This window comes from Arthrobacter sp. LAPM80 (assembly GCF_046736435.1).
Lineage (GTDB): Bacteria > Actinomycetota > Actinomycetes > Actinomycetales > Micrococcaceae > Specibacter.
On the sequence record NZ_JBCHVD010000014.1, the window covers coordinates 33,269 to 52,885 of the forward strand.

Below are 19,617 nucleotides of genomic sequence, written 5' to 3' on the forward strand. Positions count from 1 at the left end.
ACATGGCCGACACCCAACCAGTGATTAGGCAACCAGAGATCGCCAGCCCGTCGTGCAGGAGGCGTTCAGCCTCCCGGCCGCCATTGCCTAGGACAACGGCGCCGAATGGCCGGCCGAGCGGGGCGGAGCTACGCCAGACGAGAGGCGACGAACACATGAAAGTAGTAGTATTACTACTACAACTTTTACTACTAAGAAGTAGCAGCCGTGGCCGAACAATCAGTCAAGGATCGCGTCTACGCCGCCGCCGAGCGCATCAGCACCACGGGCAACCCCACCGTCGCCACGGCGCGCGAAGCAGCCGGGGTGTCCAGCGCGGAAGCCGGACGGTATTTGAATGAATGGCGGGCCGAACGCGACAGTGCCGGTTCCAAGATCGCCGCCACCCACACCACCATCGCCGAGCAGGCCCTGCGCCTCGCCGGCGCCGTGTGGGAAGAAGCCGTCCGCACCGCCACAGCGGAACACGCCGTTATCCAGAACGCCTGGGGGGGCGGGGGCTTGTTTCTGGCCAATGGCGGTCCCGGCGGACAAGGAGGTCCGGGCGGGGCGGGTGGAGACGGCGGTATCGGACGCAGGACGATTCCGCGGAAGATCGATGGATTCCCTCCGGGTGAAGGAGGCGCTGGTGGAAATGGTGGCGACGGCGGCCCTGGGACCCATGGCGGCAGCATCCAGCTCAACTACCTTTCAGTAGTGCAGCAGCCTGTTTTTGCAGCAACAGGTGGATTTGGCGCTAGCGGTGGTGCCGGTGGCGCCGGGGGGCGGCTGGCCGGATCGCGGGTATTGGGGGCGCCGGCTGGCATAGCACCAACGGACCGTCTGGCACAGCAGGGGCACACGGCGCTAACGGGGTATCGGGCATCGCAACGGCGGGGGCCGGTACCTGAAGACCAGTATTGGGCCTCCGTAAGGGCCGCGCTGGGGCTGGGCGCATCGGCATGGGCAGATGCACGATTGGCCAACGGCGAGTACTTCTACCGCCGCGCCAACGTTCCCAGTGGAACTACCAAGCCGAACTTGGCCTTAGCGACAGGTGAGTTCAACCGCGTGCTGCAGTTGCGCCCCAACGATGCACTGGCCTCACGGTTTGATGCCCAAATATCCGGCAACCAAAACGTCCTGGGACTCTCCAACAGCCTCGACGTCACCCCGGCGTTCGAGGTGTATGCCAAGGGCTACACGGCCTGGGGCAGCGCCGTGTTCGGTGCCTTCGGCTCTGCCATTGCCTTCCTTCTTGGAGGAGTCATCAATGAGATCTGGAGGGGACAGCTCGGACAGCACCTGGCCGAGCTCGAATCCGGAGTCAGCACGGCTACCGCGGACTTGGATGCGGCGAAGGCGGGGGCGGATGCCTGGCAACAGAACGCGACCAATGCCGAATCGATTGTCAATTCCCTGACCCAGCAGACCACGGCAGCCAAGGCCGCCATGGAGGACGAGTCAGTCAGCATTGGGGGAATTATCGGCACGGTTCTGGAGGTCGCCGCCGCCGTGGTGGCCGTCGTTGCAGCGATCCCGACGGCTGGGACAAGCCTTGTTGCCCTCGTGCCAGCATTCATCACCTTGGCTTCGGACGTCTACCAAGGCGCAGGAGCGATCGCCGCACAGCTGATCGTCACCGGTGACGTACCCCAGGAACTCAAGGATGCATATGCCAAAGCTGGCAAGGACATCGGTGGACTGATCGCCGCCGGCAAGTCGATCATGAACCTCGTCGCAGTCATCAACAAGCTGGATGCGGCCAAGACCGCAGCCAATTCCAAATACCTGGAACTTGTCAAGCAGGCCCTTCAGGCAGGCCACGAACTGCTGCTGGCCATGAATCTAAAGGCCCAGGCCGACCTTCAGGTCAGGGCCTGCCAGGCCAGGGTGGACCAGGGAACTTCCTTGGTCGCCCAGGCGAACGGGCAGTTGGCCTCCACAACCACCAACGGAGCCCAGCTGGTCGAAGCCGCCGAGATCCTCATCGAGACAGCCGCCACTCGTCGCGATGACCTCCTGCGTTATGCGTTCATGGCTCAACGGGCGGTGGAGATCTACACCCGGAGGGATGAATCGACTACCGTCCGCTTGGATAGCGGGTATGTGTCACCCGATGTCCAGGCCGACTTCACCGAAGGTTACATTCCCCTGAGCTAGATGGCCGGAGCCTACTCCGCCGCTTGGTCGCACTTCGTGAGCCCGATCCAGTTGGAGACCGACTACCTCGACAACTTCAGCGGCATTGTCGGCCATCTTGACACCGATTATTGGCGCCTTTCGTTCAGCGATCCCGACGCCATTGCGGAATTCAAGACCACGAACATGTTGAGCTTCGAAATCCTGCTGGGTGACCTCCCGCAAGGCCACGTCGAGGCCAAGATTCATTCAGTGGCGGTAGCGCTCATCGGGGCCACGTCGCCCAGCGGACTCAGCAGCTGCCAAGTCAAGCACGGGTCAGTCTATGGACAAACCAAATCCGATGGAAAACGGCAGACGCAGATCCTGCGAGCCCACACTCAGACCATTCAATGCCCGCACACGGCACTTGAACTCTCGGGGGTGAGTCCCGGAACTCTGGGTGACCCGCTTGAAGAACCGTTGTTGTCCCCGTTATGGGGCCACGGCTTGGCCGGACAGTGGACACTGACCCTCCCTGACACGGAAGTGGCTGCCACGGGCACCAACACCGCTGGGCTGACAGAAATCCAAGTCTGGGTTTCCTACGAATTTCTTTCCCCAGTGGGCTAGGAGTGCGTTGTACAATTTGGTGGGTGTCGATCTTTCCGGCTTCCTCACCGTTCCCGTGATGTTTCACAATGGTCTTCGGGTAGGCCGCGGTTTCCACGATGATCGAGGGCCGCGAGAGAGCGGTGCGGGCATTCAGCGTCCACGCCCATGCCTTCCCGTGGACTTGGACACCGCAGCCGGGACCCCAGGCATTGGATGAATACGGGCCACTTGAATAACGGTCGCTGCGGGTAAACCGCTCAAAAAGGACACCACCCGAACTAAGAACAACGCCACCAGCCGTCTCCAAGCACTGGATTGCAACGTCACTTTGAGCAATCGGGAGGCAGCCTGACCTGCCCTACTTTCGTGGTGGGTACGCACTCATTTCGCGAGCACTTGAATTGACCCTCGTCGTCTTATTGATGTCGGAAAATTTTGGTCTTATAATTAGTCCGCTGGAGGGACATGTTCCCGGTCTCTTTGGTTACCAAGCGAAGATGAGACCTTTGGATTCAAAGGCCGCAGAGGTCGAACGAGTGCAACGTGACACTCTAAATCGGCGCACTGGCATGCAGTTTCTCAGATTACTGGCGGTTCTTTTTCTTGCGTAGAGGAAGTCGCACATGGACGCTATCCAGCAAAACAGCTATCAGGTGCTTTTTAAGATCCTGCATAAGGAAACCAATAAGCCCCTCCCCGATTTACTGATCGTGCTGCTTGACCTCGACAACTTCAATGATCCGGAGAGTGCACCGGTTATCTTGATGAGTCCTCCGGAACCTGGTGCTGCGTCGGCCGGTCCTGACATCACGAAACTACTGAGCGATTTCTCTAGCTATAACCGGCTGTTTTCCGGGATTACCGATGCGGAAGGAAAAGCTGCGGCAACGGTACTGCCGAAGGACTTTAACACCGGCAAGGAGAGCCGACCTGCCGGTGTACTTCACCCACCCCCACACGCCATGGGAACGCCCGTCGAATGAGAACACAAATGGGCTGATTCGGGAGTACCTGGCCATGGGCATCGAGCTGACCAGCCACCAGCCCTATCTAGACTCCATCGCTGATGAGCTCAACGACAGGGACCCGCGCCGCCCCAGGATTCCTGACACCACGAGAAGTATTCACCATGTTACTCAACGAAGATGTTACTAAGACGGCTTGACGCCGCCCCCACCAACCATGCCTAATTACGAAGAGCCAGATGAAGATCCAGATTGCGGGGCTTCAACTGCGGGTTGGTGAGCGCGTAGTCTCTGCGCTTTTCGCCAAGTGTCGCGTTACGCACGCCCAGTTGACTCAATCACTTATGCGGAACTCGACCAGTCTTCGTACCGCTTTGTAAGGATCCTATAGCGACCAACAAGGCTGCCAGAGTCATTTACGCTCCTACTGAGCGACGCGAATAGGGCAAGCTCGTTCTCGTTTGCGTCGAGTTGAATACCCTCTTTAGACGTTTGAGATCTTTGACTATACGATTTAACGTCCTTACTAAATTTAATTAGGAACTCTCGAAAATTTGGCTTGTAGCCCTGCTCTCGTGCGAACCAGTAGTAAATAACCAGGGGTCCTTGTGTCGATAGTAAACTGTCGCGGTTGGTGAACATTCTATTCATGATGGCGAGCACTATTTCGACTCTACTGGCAGCGTTAGAAAATTCAGTGACAGGAGCCTCCGCGTCCTCGCCGGTCTCGACCACGTCGTCTGCTGAGGTTTCAGAATCAGCACTAGTGCTTGCGTCACCGATAAGTCTATCGCTTCCGAGCCTTTGCGGGCTCGGTGCCGCACCTTGCGCCACCAGCCGGTCGAGGTGGAATCTCTTTGTATCGGTAAGCTCTCCGCGAAATTCCACAAGCAGGAACTTTGCGGCAACCTGCTGGTCAGCATTTCGGGTCATGTTGAACGAGGCCTTTTCTTTGAAGAACTCGTTTTCCGAAATTTGCCTGATAAGTCCCGGCACAACACCTTGCATGGCGTTTCTGTACTCCGGACCAGTCAGCGGCTTACTCGTATTCAGCCGTAAAAATAGCTCGTTGATTTTCGTTGATTCGTCAGTAATCACTGACATAACTGACAGATTGAAGTTTTCGAATAAGCTCGCAACTTTCGGGTAGCTTGCCTTCAAATCCTTGTACGAAAGCCCTCCAAGCATCAAACTCGGATCGCTATGTAAAAAGAAGTTTTGTTGAAGGTTTAAATTGCCAGAAAAGAAGTCAAAAATTGCCTCTAGGCGCTGTTTTCCGTCGATGAGCGCGTACTGCATATTGGACTTATTGAGAGGGCTGTTTGTATATGAAAAATCTGCCACATAGATTTTCGGTATATCAAACTCATTCAAGATGCTATCGATGAGGAAGGCTTTGGCATCTTTGGTCCATAGCCTTCCACCCCTCTGGTAGGGCGGGGCGGTATCGATCAAATCTTTTTGCGTATACCACCAGCTCAGCGTTCGAGCCTCAAAAGGCCTGATCTTAAACATTTGAAAATCCTTCCATTGAGCTGAGTTCACGGGCCAGGCCTGGAAGATCTGGAAAAACCATTGACTCGGTGAAACCTGTTTGAGAGAGTTGCTTTTGCATGATGGGAACTTCAGATTCCATAATTACAATCCTGCTAAGAAGGCCGTCGACATTCCGTGCTGCCTCTGTTTCCTCAAGAGCGGTGAGGTCGGATCCGGCGATCGTAAAAGCGCCTCGCTGTGCAACTATTCTGGGGCTATTGTGTGTCCCATATATCGCAGCTGGCATGGTATTCATTGAGGTCGCCCCCGCGCCAGGCTTGTAACCTAGTAGTTGGAGATCAGAAATCGACATAATGCCACCTCTGTAGCTTTGGAATTCGAAGACTTTTTGGTTCCATTTTGTTGGATTGAGTGTCCAGACGCTCGCAAACTCACGATCCTTTGCTTTGCTATTTAGTGCAAACCATAACGCGACCATTGCGCTTTCAGACCAGTCAAGAAGTCTTGTGGGAACGTCGTAATGCTGCATTAGAAACAAAAATTCCCAGTCGTCGCTTAAATGGCGATCCATTAGGAAGGGAACTGACCGCTGACGGAAACGCTCTATCAGTCGATTTTCTACGTCGAGAAGCTTTTCAATCGTTTTTGCGGAGGGGTGACGATATAAACTGGGGGCCAGTTTATATTTTTCTGAACCAGTACCACGGAACCAAAGCGGATCAGGGCCGGCGCGGTCAGCAAACTCGCCAATCACTTTGAAGAACTCAGTGACGGACTTAACTTCGATTTTGGTCATACTATCCCCAGCTCTAATAAGAATGGACCAGTCCCGTGCTGCCAGCTCGACTACTTGTTTCGTGGTTAATCTTCCGAGGCAACTCGTTCAACTGTGAGTACCGCAACTGCAAAACCCGCTTGGATCGTAGCAGCTTGACTGACTATCTCGCTGTCGGCTCGCGCGCAGACGGGTATGCCCAATGTTTAGTTGGCAGTCAAGCAAAGCCGGGGCAGTCCCTTCTTCGATCTTCCCCGCGATATTGGTCCTCACCACTTTGGTGCCGAAGTTACTCAGCTGGGAAGACGCGATGGATTCCCCCGCCTCAGCAATGCCAAGCACCGCTCAACTCACCAGGGCGGCGCGATACGGCTGATGCAGCCGGAGGCAAGCGAAGGGGATTCCGGAGGCCCCGTGGTCGATTCCAACGGGAATTTGCTGGGGATTAGCTACAACACGTCGAACTCATTCCCTGATACCGCAATGCTTTTGTCCGCAGAATCGATTGTCGCTGTTGCCTCATCGGTCAATGGCGTCACCGTCGAATGGCCTGGAACGGAAATTCCCGCCTCGACCATTTAACTCCCGGGCGCCACGTACCGCCAGAATATCAGGTGGATCGGCCGGAGCTGACCTCGTGGCGCCGGTAGGGCTCGTAGCTGTGCTTGGTCTGCCCCTGCCACGTTGTTGAGGCGTTCAATGGCTTCTGAGAGAGGTATGCGCACACCCATGCTATGCTGTGCGCCCCGCCGGGGCGGTGCCAAAGCATCGGGAACGGCAACATTCGCGCGTAAGTCGGTGAACGTCAACGCAATCACGACGGCTGACGAGAAGAACGCTGCAGGACTCATTATCACTTACTTCATGATCACTCCCGGCATGCAGTGAACTGTCCTGGGTATCATGCCGCCGTTGAACGGGTGGTGTCATCGTACGTAGCTCCAACGGATCTGATCGAGGGCCGCAACACATCCATGATCACCGTGAGGTGAGCCAATTGGCGGGTCCACGCGTCGGGCCTTGAAGATGGGTTCCGTGAATATGACGACTTGCCGGCAGCCCGGGATGAATAAAAAGTAAAATTAGGAGCAACGCGTTGGTGGCTGACTTGCCAGGCTCGAGGTCGTGCAGCAGTCCGGCGGGAGTTCCCACCACGTCATACAAAACTCATCCTTATCAGTGCAAAGTGGAGAGTATTTAGTATCACTCGTTGTTGCAATCACACCACGCAGGGACAGGCTAAAAGAGCCTATAGCCAACTCAAAATGGCCGCTTCTTGGTGAAGCGGGGTTCATAAGCGTTGATAACTGACGATCTTTTATTAGTTCTCAACATGCTCTGACTTGCGGTTATAGATTTCGTTGATGTTTGCGCACTGCTGGAATTCCGATCCTTCAACGCAGGCTGTTTCGGTTCGAATGAAGTACCTGATCACGATGCCCGCGTATTTTGAGTGAGTCTGATCGGGTGGATAGCCTGGCCTTGGTGCCACGAGGATGAAAGCTCCGATCTACGTCTCTTGTTCTGAGAGGCGACCACTCTGGGAACGTTTTCTTGATGTGTGGGGGCGTGGATGGGTCATGCGTTCATACTTCCGTTCTATGGTGCCGCCCATGACTGCGCGACTGCCTCGCTTAGGTATGGGCGTATTGGTAGATCGTTATGCACCAATACATCTATCCATAATGGTTCATGATGGTATACCATTATGACCATGGTTCGATCGTGGATGACTACAGCGGAAGCTGCGGAAGAGCTGGCGGCCACACGGGCTATGGTCCATAAGCTCTTGAAGAGTGGAGGTCTACTTGTCGCTGGCCGTGCTGGACGCTCGATTCTTATCGACAGTGCTTCAATCCAGCGGTACAAGAACCGGCGCACCCTGAAGGGGCGCAGCTGGAATTCCGCGACGGCCTGGGCTGCGCTCAACATCATCGAAGGCGGAATTCCGCACTGGATTGACGCGACGGCCCGCTACCGACTCAAGCAACGCCTCAAGATCATGGATCCAGCCGAACTGGCCGCCGCTGTAGGCACTAAAGACCAGGTGAAGCGCTACCGCATTGCACCTTCTGGTATTTCCCGCGCTGCAGATTACTTCCTGCCTACCGGAACTACGGCCCTGAACGATTCAATGGTTGCGGATCGCTTCGGGCTGGCCGCCGGACGGACGGATGTTCTGGAAGGCTACCTCGACACAGTCAGGGCGTCGATGATTGTCAACGGACTGTCTTTGGTGGAGGACCCTGCCGGGAATATCATCATGCACATCGTCGATGGTGGATACGCATTCGAGGGCCCCGGCACCCCCGATGCCGCCATTGCGGTCGACCTCATGGAATCACTGAACTCCCGGGAGAGGGCTGCCGGCGAAAAAATGCTCGAAGGCATTCTCGGGCAGTGGAAAGAAGCTAATGGTGGATGACCGTGAAACCTGGACTATTGAGGCACCAGTCGGAGGATGGACGTCACCTTGGCCACAATGCATGGAGTTGGCCGCCGCGATCCCCTCAGAACAGTGGACTCTTGTCGGTGGGCTCATGGTTCAGCTACACGCAACAGCAGCGGGTCTGCCCGTCAGCCGAGCCACCACGGACGTAGACATGGTGCTGCACATCGAGACAGAGGCGACCACTGCTCCCAAGATGCAACAGGCACTCGGAGCCCTGGGCTACGAGATCGAACACTCCATAGACAAGGACGCACCAGCCCACCGCTTCATTCGCGGTAAGCAACAGGTCGACGTCATGATCGCAGACCACACGGCACCCCGGAACATTACGAGGATGGCCGGCAGGGAGCCGTTCCGGATCGAGGGCGGTACCCAGGCTCTCCAGCGCACGGTAAACGTGATGATCACGGGCGATGACGGTGGCCAGACGCGGCTGAGCATCCCCAACCTGCACGGCGCCCTCGTTCTTAAAGGTGCTGCCTACATGACGGATTCACGGGACCGCGGCCGGCACTTGGACGACGCAGCCGTGCTGTGCGCATGTATCAAAGATCCTTACGCCATCGTCGAGGCGCGTCATGGCTCTGATAGGCAGAGGTTCAACGCCCTGTTTGCTGCGCTCGAGTCTCCGACGCACCACGGATGGATGCAGCTGGAAGAGTCAAACCGACAAGCTGCACAAGACGTACTGCGAATCCTGGCAACCGTCGACAAACTGCCTGGGCTGCCTCCGATCGGCCGATTGGGCGACCCGACCTGAGCCAGCCTACGAAGCCATCTAGTCTTGTCGGCCACCTCGTAAAGCTGGCAGCAAATCGTGAACCGTCCCGCGAATCAAGCCACGTTTTAGTGGCGTCGCCGTCACACCTATCCCGACCCGATGCGATCGAGGGCCGCAAGGTGCTCAAGATCAGCGTCAGGTGTGATGGTCAGCAAATTCCCGCGTCGGTGCGCTGACGATCCGTTCCATGAAATTTGCGGTTTAAAGGCTAGCCGCGAAGAAGCAAGAGTAAAATGAGAAGCACAGCTTCGGTGGCTAATTGGCTATGCTCGTGGTCGTGAACCAGTCCGAAGGGCGTTCCCACCACGTCATACAGAACTCATACTTTTGAAGACACAACGACCACTATTTAGTATCTTGCATTGTTGCAATCGCATCATGTAGGAACAGGTCAAAAGGGCTTATTGGCAAGCTCGAATGGACCGCCGCTTCGCAAGCGGGGGTTATAAACGTTGAAAAGGCGTGGTAAATATCAGGCGGTGAATGTACCTCTGACCTGTGGCGATAGGGTTCAGGCTGAACTGGATTGCATAGTTCACCCGTCTATCCCATGAAGCAATATCGGTTCGAATGTCCCGGGGTTCCCGGGCATGTCAACGCCTGTGGAAACAACTCGTCTTGACCTGCAGCGACCAGGAGGAGACGAGCAGGCTCAGCCGGGACTTGTGGGTCGCCATCGCTTGGGGTGTTGTAGCTGCCCTGTCACTGAGGGCAGGCATGACATGGCTGGGCACTGAGCAGTTTGTCCGCCTCGCATCCGTGCTGGTCCTGCCATGGATGGCCGCATTCTTCGTCTGGAAGCGCAACGTCCCACTGCGGACAGTGGGGATTATGGCTGCCGGATATGTGGCTACGGCCGTGCTGCTGGTGGCCTATCCGTTCACTGACGAGCACAGTGACACCCTGCTGCTGGCCGCGATCCACACACCCATCCTTCTGTGGCTTCTGACGGGAGTGCTCTACATGGGCGGGGAATCGCGGCCCGGGCGGCGCCGGATGGACTTCATCCGGTTCACCGGCGAATGGGCGGTGTAATACTTCTTGATAGCGGCCGGTGGCGGCCTGCTGCTGGCCCTGGCCGGAGGCACCCTCAACGCCGTTGGGATTGATCCGCAAGTCCCCCTGTTTGAATGGGTGTTGCCGTTGGGTGCGGCCGGGGCAACCCTCATTGCCGCATGGCTGGTGGAGTCCAAGCAGAACGTCATTGAGAGCAGTGCCCCGGTGTTGGCGAGAGTGTTCTCGCCCCTGACCATTCTGTTGCTGGCGGCACTGCTGGTCGCCTTCGCCGTCAACCCGGATCCCCTTGACGTTGAGCGTGAACTGCTGATCCTGATGACCGTGATCCTGGTCTTGGTGCTGGCGTTGTGGCTGCACACAATTTCTGCGCGTACACCTCACGCCCCGGCTGGATTCGCGGACTGGCTGTAGGTGGTGATGGTGGTTGCCGCGCTTGTGGGTGATCTGGTCATCCTGGTGGCGATGGCAGGCGGACCTTTGAACTGGGGCTGACCTCAAACCGTGCGGCGGCCCTTGGCCTGAACATCATTTTGCTGGTCAATCTGGTGGTGTCCGCATGGCTTGGGTTGGCATTTGTGCGCGGGCGCCGCCCGGTTGCAGCCTTGGGGCGCTGGAAGACGGACCACCTGCCTGTCTATGCAATCTGGGCAGCCGTGGTGGTTGTTGCATGGGGCCCGCTGTTCCACTGGGCGTGAACGGCCCATGAGATCCTTCGCCACATGCCGATGGATTTCGCTGGTGCGGGCCCCGGAGGGGACTTCGACTAGGAATCGGTGAGCAGCCGTCCCCAATGGGGAGCCAGGAGCGGCGCGTTGGCAAGTTTCAAGCATTGCCAGAGGGTGACGGCCACCGAGTCCAGCACCGGGATATTGGTTTGCTCTTCGATTTCGGCGGCAATGTTGGCCCCGAAAAGGTTGGTGCAAAGATATACGACGGCGTCTGGCGCCGACGCCGCCAGCTTGAGCGAGCCCGGTCGAAGTTCATCCGTTGTGACGCGTGCGAAGGATTCGTTGTCGCTCAGGCCCAAGGCGTGGTCGGCCACGGTGATGAGGCCGTGTTCGGCGTAGGCGTTAATGATCTTGCTGTTCACATCCTGCGTATATGGGGTGAACAACGAGATGGATTCCGTGCCAAAGGATGCAAAGGCGTCCATGTAGGCCAGCGTGGAGGTGGTTGCCGGAATCCCCGTGGCAGCCTGGATTTGGGATGCGAGCTCGCGGTCGTGGTCAACGCCCAGCCATGAACCTGAGGTCCCGTTCCAGGCAATGACGTCGACGTCGGCCGTCGCCAGCAGGCGTGCCGCGTCACGCATCACCTCGGCGTCAAATTGTTTGTCAGATGAGTCGTCAAGAGCAATCCGGGTGACGGGTATTCGGGCAAAGTGGATGGTGACGTCTTGGCGATCACCGAGGATTCGGTAGCTTTGCGGCTCAAGGCAGGTGTTCGATGACGGCACGATCATGCCGATGCGCTTGGTTCGTGATGTGGAAGGCATGTCTGCTCCTAGACGTTTGAGAGGACGGCTGCACCGTCGACGGTGTTTTGATGGTTGTGGAAGCCGTTCCGGGCAATGAACTTTCCGACGGGCCCCGGATCATGAAAAGTGCCGTCGCTGAGAACAACATGTCCGGCAGAAATAACTGTGGAGGGCCATCCCGAGAGGGTCTTGCCGTCGAAGGGGGAGAAATCTGTCCCCATATGCAACTGGGCGCCGTCGACGGCCCGTTGCTGGTCGGGGTCGAAGATGACGATGTCGGCGTCGTACCCTTCAGCGATGGTCCCCTTGCCCGGGATGGCGTTGATACGGGTAGGCCCTGCCGAGAAGACTTCCACAAAGTCCTCCACACGGCAGCCCGGCATTTCCATCATGGCCGTATAGGTGACGGGCATCCTGGTTTCCACGCCCGGCAGACCGTGCGGCATGGCGCGGACATCGTCTGTGCGCTCCCGTTTCTGGGCCAGGTCGTAGCAGGAATGGTCGGAGGCCACGGTGTGGATGACGCCTGCGGCCAGACGGTTGCGCAAGGCTGCGACTGTCTTGGCGCTGCGCATTGGCGGGCAACAGGCGAACCATTCCGGGAAATCGGACCGGTACACGCTCTCGTCCAGGGTGAGGTAGTGCGGGCAGGTCTCCGAGAACGCTTCGTGCCCGCGGTGTCGTGCATCAGTAACCAGATCGACGGCGCCCGGAGTGGTTTGGTGGACAAAATAGACGGGTGCTCCCGTGTATTCGGCCATGGCGAGGACTTCCTTCACGGAGACTTCCTCTGCCAGCTCCGGGCGGGTTCTGTGCAGGTGGTTGATGCTGATGGCTCCGGCCGCGGCGTGTTGTTCGGTGCAGTCAACGATGATTGGATCGTGTTCCGCGTGGATGTAGGTCAGCCCGTCCAAGCGCACCATCTCGCGCATGACCTTCAAGATCGTGTCGCCATTGGCCATGGTGCTGTCGCGGTTGGTGGTGTAAAGCTTCACCGAGCGGACGCCCTCGGCCGCCATTTGTTCCAGCTGCAATGGAACGGTTTCGTCCCAGGTGACGACAGAGCCATGCAGGGCCACGTCGCAGCGGGACTGGGTTGCGAGACGGCGCTTGTTGCGGACGGCCTGAAGAGGCGTTTCGGTGGCATCGCGGGGGATGCCGAAGTCAACAATGGTCGTGGTGCCGCCCCACAAAGCTGCCGACGACGTGGTCTGGTAGTCATCCAGCGTGGAAAATCTGCCGGTGACCTGTGCAACGTGGCAGTGGCCGTCCACTCCTCCCGGAATAACCAGCTGTCCGGTGGCGTCGATGGTGCGCAGCGCCGCCGGTACCGGATTCGTGGCATCCAACACCTGTTCAATTTTTCCGTCGCGCACCACCACATGGGCGTGGCGCCGGCCCCAAGAGTTGACGACCGTAGCGTTGGCGATGACGAGTTCTGGCATGTTCAACATGATTGTTCCTATCGTGCAGCGGCAGGTGCCGGTTGCAGGTTGGCCAAGGCCGCATTGAGAGATGGTGAAAGGCCCTTGCGACCCTTGGCTGGGGGCGGAGCGAACGATCCTGACTGGTGGGATCCGGACCCCATTCGCACCACGGCTTCGGCCATGTGGATGCCGGCCGAGATGCCGTCCACCACGGGGACTGGAATTTGCCCGACAAGTTCCCGGGCAAGGCCGGCCAGTGGGGCTCCGGCGAGAATGACGACGTCGGCTCCGTCCTCTGCCACGGCCTGCCGGCTCAACGCCAAAAGGGTTTCCTTGAAGTCGGTTTGAACCGATCCGATGAAGTTCAGTGTCTCGTTGATGGACCGGATGGAGACGAGGCGGCTGCCCAAACCGAAGTTGTTGACACAGTCCTGGTACCAAGCCTTGATGCGGTCGGAAATGGCAATAATGGCGAATCTCTGGCCCTGCAAGGCTGCCGCGCACAGTGCGGCCTCGGTGATTCCGATGACGGGGATGCCTGCAAGTTCCTTCAATGCCGGCATGCCAGGGTCGCCAAAAGCTGCTACTACGACGCCGTCAATCTGGTCGGAGTCAGGGCCTGTGCATTGTTCGGCGATGATCTCCGCGACTGCTCCTGCGGCGATGAGGGATTCGAAGCGTGTCTCGATGTATTCGACGCCGTATCGGGCTGTCTGGACGATGAGTTCAGTGTCCGGGGAAGCGGTGCGCAGGGCTTCGGCCTCGATGAGGGCGGTTACGTCTTCGCTGATATTGGGGTTGATGACAAGGAGTTTCATGGGTTCCTTCGTTCAGGGGTCCGCTGTGGGAGATCCGGTTCGTGGTTGTCCAGCGGGAACTGTTCACGGTATTTGTCGATGTGGGAGGCGGATTGTGCGGCAGCACGGTCGGGATTCCTGCTGGCGATGGCGAGGTAGAGCGCCCGGTGTTCCTGAAGCAGCTCCGGAAGGTCGCTGACGTGCCGGAACAGCCAGTGCATTCGCCCTTGCAGGGGTTCCAGGGCGGTGCGCAGAAAATTGTTGTCTGCGATTCGTGTGATTGCATCGTGGAAATCGCTGTTGCACCGGTGCGCTTCGAGGAGGGAGCCTTTGGCCAAAAAACCTTCGGCATCACCCAACAGCTGGTCGAGCATCCGCAGGTCCTTGTCACTGGCCCTGTCCGCGGCCAAGCGGCAGGCCAGAACTTCCAGAGAGTTGCGAACGTCGAAGAGATCGGCAACATCCCTGGAACTGAGGGCGCTGACTTCCGCGCCCCTGCCTCTGCGGTCGCTGATGATGCCTTCCTGGCGCAACATGCGCAAGGCTTCACGGACGGGGAGCCGGGAGACATGGAATTCTGTGGCCAGGTCACGTTCCACAAGACGCGTCCCGGGAGCATAGTGCCCCTCAAATATTCGTGCCCGAATGGTGTCACGGACGGTTTCCCGTAAGGGGCGAACTTTTTCGCGGGTGTCCTGCGAGTCGTTCATGATTGCTCCATTCTGGTTTGAGCGAAGGGTTGTGATCGCGGAACGCGTCGGGACGGTGTCCTGAGTGTTTCCCGCAGGCTAAACGGGCAGCCTCTTGTTGTAGTTGAGTGTCAATACGGAGACGCCCATGATGGCTGCGGCGCCCACAAAGTACAGCAATGCCCAGGTGTACGAGCCGGTTGCCCCAACAATGAAACCCACGGCGATCGGTGTGACAAATCCGGAGATGTTGCCGCTGAGGTTCATGGCTCCACCCAGCACTCCAGCGTTTGTCCGGCCGCCCAAGGTAGCCGGGATGCTCCAGAACAGGCCCACCCAGCGAAGGAAGAACATCACCACCGAGAGGAGGACGACCGCCGTCGTCGGGTCCGGAACGATCGTGACGCCGATCAGACCCGCAACCACCACGGTGCTGGAGATGCCCAGCAGGGTACGCATCACCAAGTTGGCTGATGCACCTGTTTCACGCCATTTGTCTGCAATGGTGCCGCCAAGGATCTCGCCAACGAAGCCGGCGCCAAAGATCACGAAAGTGGCCCAGCCAATTGTTTTCAGGTCGAATCCCTTGTCCTGCGACAGGTACAGCGGGCCCCACGTGAGCAGGCCGTAAAAGACGCCGTTGAAGCCGAGCCACCCGAAGCACATGGCCCAAAAGGAACGGAACTTCAAGTAGGGGAGCAACGCGCGCTTGCCGGTGCTGCCGGACAGCTCAGCTTCAGCGTCCTCCTCAGCGTGTGAGGCTTCGATGTACTCCGCCTCGGCGTCATTGACGGCGCGGTGGTCGCGGGGATTGTCGCGTACATACCACCAGATGACCAAGCCCATGACGACGGTGGCGGCACCGGCGATGAAGAATGAGTATCGCCAGCTGCCGGTGGCGGCAATGAACCAGGTGATGAGGATGGCGCCAACACCTGCGCCGAGCGGGGCGCCGGCATCAAGGATGGTGGCACCTCGGCCACGTTCCTTCTTGTGCATCCAGATGGCGTTGAGTTTGCCGCCGGCCGGCATCACGCCAGCCTCCGTAACGCCAATGCCCAACCGGGCAATGAACATGCTCATGAAGCCGCCAGCCAGGCCGGATGCAGCTGTCGCCGCGCCCCACCCAACACACGAGGCAGTAATGACTTTGCGTGGACCGAACTTGTCGATCAACCAGCCCGCAGGGATCTGCATGAGGGCGTAGGTCCAGAAGAAGGCCGAAAGCAGGACCCCGACGAGCTCAGGCGGGAGATTGAATTCTTTTTGGATGACGGGGAGGGCGACGGAGATGGATCCGCGGTCGATGTAGTTGACGGCTACGACAACCAAGAGCAAGATGAACAGTTTCCAGCGGACCTTGGTGCGACGTTGCACATTGTCCTTGCCGGGCCGGTCATCATTGACCGTGGTGGGAGTTGCGACCGCTTCAGTACTGGGGAGAGACATGGCTGCTCCTTTACATGGAAGGTGGGAGGAAGTGTTGCTGGACTGCCGAGTTCCACAGCCGTCGGTGTCTGGGCCCGATGGACGGCTGGCCGGGGTGGTGCAGAGGGACTTGGAGCAGTGTGTGTAACAAAGTATGTTTTGGGATCCCATCTTGGGATCCCAAAAACCAATTTATTAGTGTTCCACGCCACAGTCAATGAAGTTGATGGGCTAAAAGAAGAGCCCAAAATGGCAAGCTGAAGAGGGGGAGACGGTCTGACTGCGCAGACTGCTGGGCCATTGTGAGCGAGCAATCCGGGCTCCCGCAACCAGCCGGCCCGGCTACATCTTCCGCGGATCCGGGAACCCAAGCGAGACGTAGCCGGGAGCCCGCCGGGAAAGTGAAGCTGCCAAGACGGGGGTGAGCTCGTCGTGGTAATCATGGACTGTGGCACGGTTCTTGCCGGGAAATGGCCGTGTGACGCGCCCCGCGTATTGGACAAGGCGTCCCTTGAAAGAGATCGGTGCAGCAAGAAATAGTGTGTCCAGTTTGGGCGCGTCAAAGCCTTCGCCAATGAACGCCCCCGTTCCCAACACCAGCAGTGGTTTGTCCGGATCGGCTGCTTCTATCAGTTCCACAGCCGCGCGCGTCTCGGCCTTCTTCATCCCACCGGAAAGGACCACCGGCGACAAGCCGGCCTCGACAAACTTGACGCGGAATTGTTCCAAGTGTGCCTTCCATGTGGTGAGCAGCAAGATACGTGAGTTGGCCGCGTAAGTGGCCATGACGTCGTCGTAAATCTGCTGCAGCCGCTCATCATCGGCCACGAGGTCCCGGTAGATTTCGGCGATGCCGCCGGGCACGCTGGGATCGGCGTCGCCAGCATAGGCGTACTTGGTGCGATGCAGCTCCAGTGCTAAGGCGGGGGAGGGGATCTCGAGCTCGTGGCGAGGCAGCTGCTGGGCCGGCGTCGCAGTGATCGTGTGGACCACATCGCCGAGCTGGTGATACATCAACGCATCGAGCTTGTCGCGCCGGTAGGGCGTTGCCGTCAGGCCGAGCCAATGCTTGGCCGGCATCTGATTCATAACATGGCTAAAAGCCGCAGCCGGCACATGATGGCACTCATCAGCGATCACAAAGCCGTAGCCAGCCGTCAACTCGGCCACGTTGTCGCGACGGGCCAGCGTGGGAAGAAGAGCGACGTCGATCCTTCCGGTGGTCTTGGCCCTACCGCCGCCGATCTGGCCGGGTATTTCTCCCATCAGTTCTTGGACCCGCTTCCGCCACTGGTCCGCCAGTGCTTTCCTGTCGACCAGGATGAGCGTGGAAACGCCGTGGTGGGCTATCGCTGCGCACGCAATGACCGTCTTGCCGGCGCCTGGTGGAGCGACGAGAATGCCGTGCTCGATGTTTTCGATGGCATGCATCGCCTGTTTCTGTTCGGGACGCAGTTCGCCAAGGAATTCAAGGTCCTTCGGGGTGCCCGCTGCTCGCTGATCGTCGACGCGTAGCGTGCTGCCGGCGGACTCCACCAACCTCTGCAACAGGGACAGTAAGCCTCGCGGAATGATGAGGTCCCCTTCGAGGGTCTCGTCGTAAAAGTGTAGGTAGCGGGGAATGTTCCAGGTGGATCGCCGCTGCCGTTGGCGGTCGTAGAATTCGGGGTTGGCCATGGACGCGGCATGTTTGATGGCGGAGATCATGGCCGGGCCGAGGTCAATGGCTCGGATAGTCAGGCGCGAGTCGAACGTTGCTTGCACGACCATGGCCGGACGGGGAACAATTTTGGACGACGGCGGCAATTCAAGCTGACGCACGTCCTTGCCCAATCGAACTGAGGGCAGGCGTCGGATGTGGCCGTTCATGGCCGACGGCGTGAGCCGGTCCAGGCTGGAGAGGTACGCCCACTGGTCCTCGAAGGGCTCCAACGTTGTGGTGTCCAAAAACAAGGTGGTGCCGTCGTTGTTACGCCGCTTTCCGTTCAGCGGGGCCGCGATCAGGTTCCCCATGCCCTTTCCTGTGTGCGCGTCTTGCGAAGGGAACAGCCTGTCGTAGCTGGACAAGCTCATGCTGCCCCGCAGTCCTATGGCTTCATGGATGAGGCCCGTGCCCAGTTGCCGGGCCGATGCTGCGGGAACGGCCTCCGTGAAGAAGATCCACACGTGCGCGCCACGGCCCGACTGGGAAATTTCGAGTGCGGCGGGAATGCCGCGGAACCGGGCGGCCTTGACGTAGGCCAATGCGTCCATCATGGCTGCACTGCCGTCAAAATCCGCTGCGATCCACCAGCAGGTGTCCTTTTCAGTGAGCGGGTATAAGCCGATGTGTTTTGCGCCAGTCAGATGGTCTGCGACGACGGAAGGTGTGAGCTTGAGGAAGGAGACGCTGTCGCGTGGCTTTCCCTTGTGCCAGCCACCGACGACGGCGGGTACCCAGCCCGACCGCCCGTCCTGAGTGTTTTCCCAACGCGTTGCGTACACGTCGTTGCGGCAGCGAAACAGGCTCTCAAAGAACAGGACCTTGGTTTCCGGTGTGGAGTGCATGGTTACCGGGCCGGCCGGCATGGTCGCGGCGAACACCGGCTGGTCGGCATGGGCCGCCGCAGCTTGCTCCTCACTCAGCTCCAGTAGTTTACGAAGCCGGGCGTTGTCCAGCCGCAACTCTGCCAGCTCACGAGCCAGTGCAGGGTCCCGGCCAGCGTTGAGGCCCGGCAATGGATCTTGTTCCGGCAACTCAGAAGTGTCGTCACTCACAACACCATTCTGTCGTGACAGGGCATGGAAAGCTGAATCCGGTCACTGGCCTCCAGTTGCTCGCCTATCGCGGGCGGTCGTGTTCGCTGAGGACACTACTACCGCCGTGCCACCAGGTCCCGCACACAGGACATTCAATCTTCCAGTCGTCTGAACCGGGTATCGGGATCACCCGCCCAATATTTTTGCCGCTTGCGTCGCATCGAAGGTTTGATTGATTAGAGTTTTCGTCGGTCATTGGCCTCTAATCCGTCCTGGGTTGGTGATCTACAGTCTCCCTGCACCGGCGAAACGGAACTGAAGCATCCCCGCAAAGCGGTTGGCAAACCCAGCGCGCAGTTCCGGGGCGATGTCGACGACAATCCAATCTGTGTCGCCTCTCTTGTCGGACTGCTCACGATCTGGACCATTCGGCAGGTGCATTTGGCAACCATACCGTGGGGGCCACCACGTGAAAGGAGTGGCCCCGTCGCCGTGCGGCAGGCCATGTTGATGCCGTGCCGGTGCGTGCGGTTGACCGGGGAGTCCGCCGAGGCGGCCCCGCGGTTGTCCGGGGCGGCACGGGGGAATCGAATGCGCGAATCTTGTTGGATGAACTTGTAGAGCTCGCTCTAAATGAAAATTGGATTGCAGTTGTTGAGGAACTTCTAAGGCTGATTGATGGGGATATCTAGCCGATTTTCTCATGTCCGCTGCTCCATAAATGACGAGTCTTGATCGGCCTAGCGTTGTTTGATCTGTCGTGCTTCAGAGCGGGCATGAGGCCTCAAGGATTCTGCGGACAGGTGGTGGCCCTGTGTGCGGAGCGGGGAATTTCTGGCGCTGTGACATCATCTGAGC

General features: G+C 58.6%; 17 protein-coding genes. 9 read left to right on the forward strand and 8 right to left on the reverse strand.

All coding sequences use genetic code 11. The annotated features are described in order from the left end of the window. Positions 1–207: 207 nt before the first annotated feature. The 3 genes from AAGW05_RS13805 (at position 208) to AAGW05_RS13815 (ending at position 3,698) form a co-directional block, all read left to right on the forward strand. Positions 208–2,142 carry a DNA-binding protein gene (locus tag AAGW05_RS13805; protein WP_411805131.1) on the forward strand — a complete coding sequence of 645 codons (1,935 nt, stop codon included), beginning with the start codon at positions 208–210 and terminating at the stop codon, positions 2,140–2,142. A gap of 36 nt (positions 2,143–2,178) precedes the next feature. Next, positions 2,179–2,733 carry a hypothetical protein gene (locus AAGW05_RS13810; RefSeq protein ID WP_411805132.1) on the forward strand — a complete coding sequence of 185 codons (555 nt, stop codon included), beginning with the start codon at positions 2,179–2,181 and terminating at the stop codon, positions 2,731–2,733. 605 nt (positions 2,734–3,338) lie between these two features. Continuing rightward, positions 3,339–3,698, forward strand: a complete 360-nt coding sequence (locus AAGW05_RS13815) for a hypothetical protein (RefSeq protein ID WP_411805133.1) — start codon at positions 3,339–3,341, stop codon at positions 3,696–3,698. A gap of 324 nt (positions 3,699–4,022) precedes the next feature. Here AAGW05_RS13815 and AAGW05_RS13820 read toward each other — a convergent pair whose 3' ends face one another. Both AAGW05_RS13820 and AAGW05_RS13825 read right to left on the reverse strand, forming a co-directional pair. Further along, on the reverse strand, positions 4,023–5,195 hold the full coding sequence (locus tag AAGW05_RS13820; RefSeq protein WP_411805134.1) for a DUF262 domain-containing protein: 1,173 nt from the start codon (positions 5,193–5,195) through the stop codon (positions 4,023–4,025). Next, positions 5,188–5,973: an FRG domain-containing protein gene (locus AAGW05_RS13825; protein WP_411805135.1), complete on the reverse strand. Its 786-nt coding sequence runs from the start codon at positions 5,971–5,973 to the stop codon at positions 5,188–5,190. The genes AAGW05_RS13820 and AAGW05_RS13825 overlap by 8 nt, the downstream gene beginning before the upstream one ends. A 189-nt stretch (positions 5,974–6,162) precedes the next feature. Between AAGW05_RS13825 and AAGW05_RS13830 the strand changes: the two genes are divergently transcribed. The 6 genes from AAGW05_RS13830 to AAGW05_RS13855 all read left to right on the forward strand — a co-directional run bounded on the left by AAGW05_RS13830 (position 6,163) and on the right by AAGW05_RS13855 (position 10,897). Next, positions 6,163–6,534 (forward strand): hypothetical protein, encoded by a 372-nt coding sequence (locus AAGW05_RS13830; RefSeq protein ID WP_411805136.1) that lies wholly within the window; start codon positions 6,163–6,165, stop codon positions 6,532–6,534. Between the two features lie 1,147 nt (positions 6,535–7,681). After that, positions 7,682–8,377: a DNA-binding protein gene (locus AAGW05_RS13835; RefSeq protein ID WP_411805137.1), complete on the forward strand. Its 696-nt coding sequence runs from the start codon at positions 7,682–7,684 to the stop codon at positions 8,375–8,377. 115 nt (positions 8,378–8,492) lie between these two features. Next, a complete protein-coding gene (locus tag AAGW05_RS13840; protein WP_411805138.1) occupies positions 8,493–9,164 on the forward strand; it encodes a hypothetical protein in 672 nt (223 codons plus the stop codon). A 639-nt stretch (positions 9,165–9,803) separates the two neighbouring features. After that, positions 9,804–10,220 (forward strand): hypothetical protein, encoded by a 417-nt coding sequence (locus AAGW05_RS13845; RefSeq protein ID WP_411805139.1) that lies wholly within the window; start codon positions 9,804–9,806, stop codon positions 10,218–10,220. A 6-nt stretch (positions 10,221–10,226) separates the two neighbouring features. Then, positions 10,227–10,613, forward strand: a complete 387-nt coding sequence (locus AAGW05_RS13850) for a hypothetical protein (protein ID WP_411805140.1) — start codon at positions 10,227–10,229, stop codon at positions 10,611–10,613. Positions 10,614–10,750: 137 nt separating this feature from the next. Further along, positions 10,751–10,897: a hypothetical protein gene (locus tag AAGW05_RS13855; RefSeq protein WP_411805141.1), complete on the forward strand. Its 147-nt coding sequence runs from the start codon at positions 10,751–10,753 to the stop codon at positions 10,895–10,897. Positions 10,898–10,965: 68 nt separating this feature from the next. On the opposite strand, the gene AAGW05_RS13860 is transcribed toward AAGW05_RS13855, so the two are convergent. From AAGW05_RS13860 to AAGW05_RS13885, 6 genes are all read right to left on the reverse strand, one after another. Continuing rightward, positions 10,966–11,697, reverse strand: coding sequence for an aspartate/glutamate racemase family protein (locus tag AAGW05_RS13860; RefSeq protein ID WP_411805142.1), 732 nt, complete (start codon positions 11,695–11,697; stop codon positions 10,966–10,968). Between the two features lie 8 nt (positions 11,698–11,705). Beyond that, on the reverse strand, positions 11,706–13,133 hold the full coding sequence (locus tag AAGW05_RS13865; RefSeq protein ID WP_411805143.1) for a dihydroorotase: 1,428 nt from the start codon (positions 13,131–13,133) through the stop codon (positions 11,706–11,708). 8 nt (positions 13,134–13,141) lie between these two features. Then, positions 13,142–13,924 carry an aspartate/glutamate racemase family protein gene (locus AAGW05_RS13870; protein WP_411805144.1) on the reverse strand — a complete coding sequence of 261 codons (783 nt, stop codon included), beginning with the start codon at positions 13,922–13,924 and terminating at the stop codon, positions 13,142–13,144. Then, on the reverse strand, positions 13,921–14,613 hold the full coding sequence (locus AAGW05_RS13875; RefSeq protein WP_411805145.1) for a GntR family transcriptional regulator: 693 nt from the start codon (positions 14,611–14,613) through the stop codon (positions 13,921–13,923). Before AAGW05_RS13875 ends, AAGW05_RS13870 begins: the two co-directional genes overlap by 4 nt. A gap of 78 nt (positions 14,614–14,691) precedes the next feature. After that, positions 14,692–16,041, reverse strand: a complete 1,350-nt coding sequence (locus tag AAGW05_RS13880) for an MFS transporter (RefSeq protein ID WP_411805146.1) — start codon at positions 16,039–16,041, stop codon at positions 14,692–14,694. A gap of 321 nt (positions 16,042–16,362) precedes the next feature. After that, positions 16,363–18,777, reverse strand: a complete 2,415-nt coding sequence (locus tag AAGW05_RS13885; protein WP_411805147.1) for a TOTE conflict system archaeo-eukaryotic primase domain-containing protein — start codon at positions 18,775–18,777, stop codon at positions 16,363–16,365. Positions 18,778–19,617: the final 840 nt, after the last annotated feature.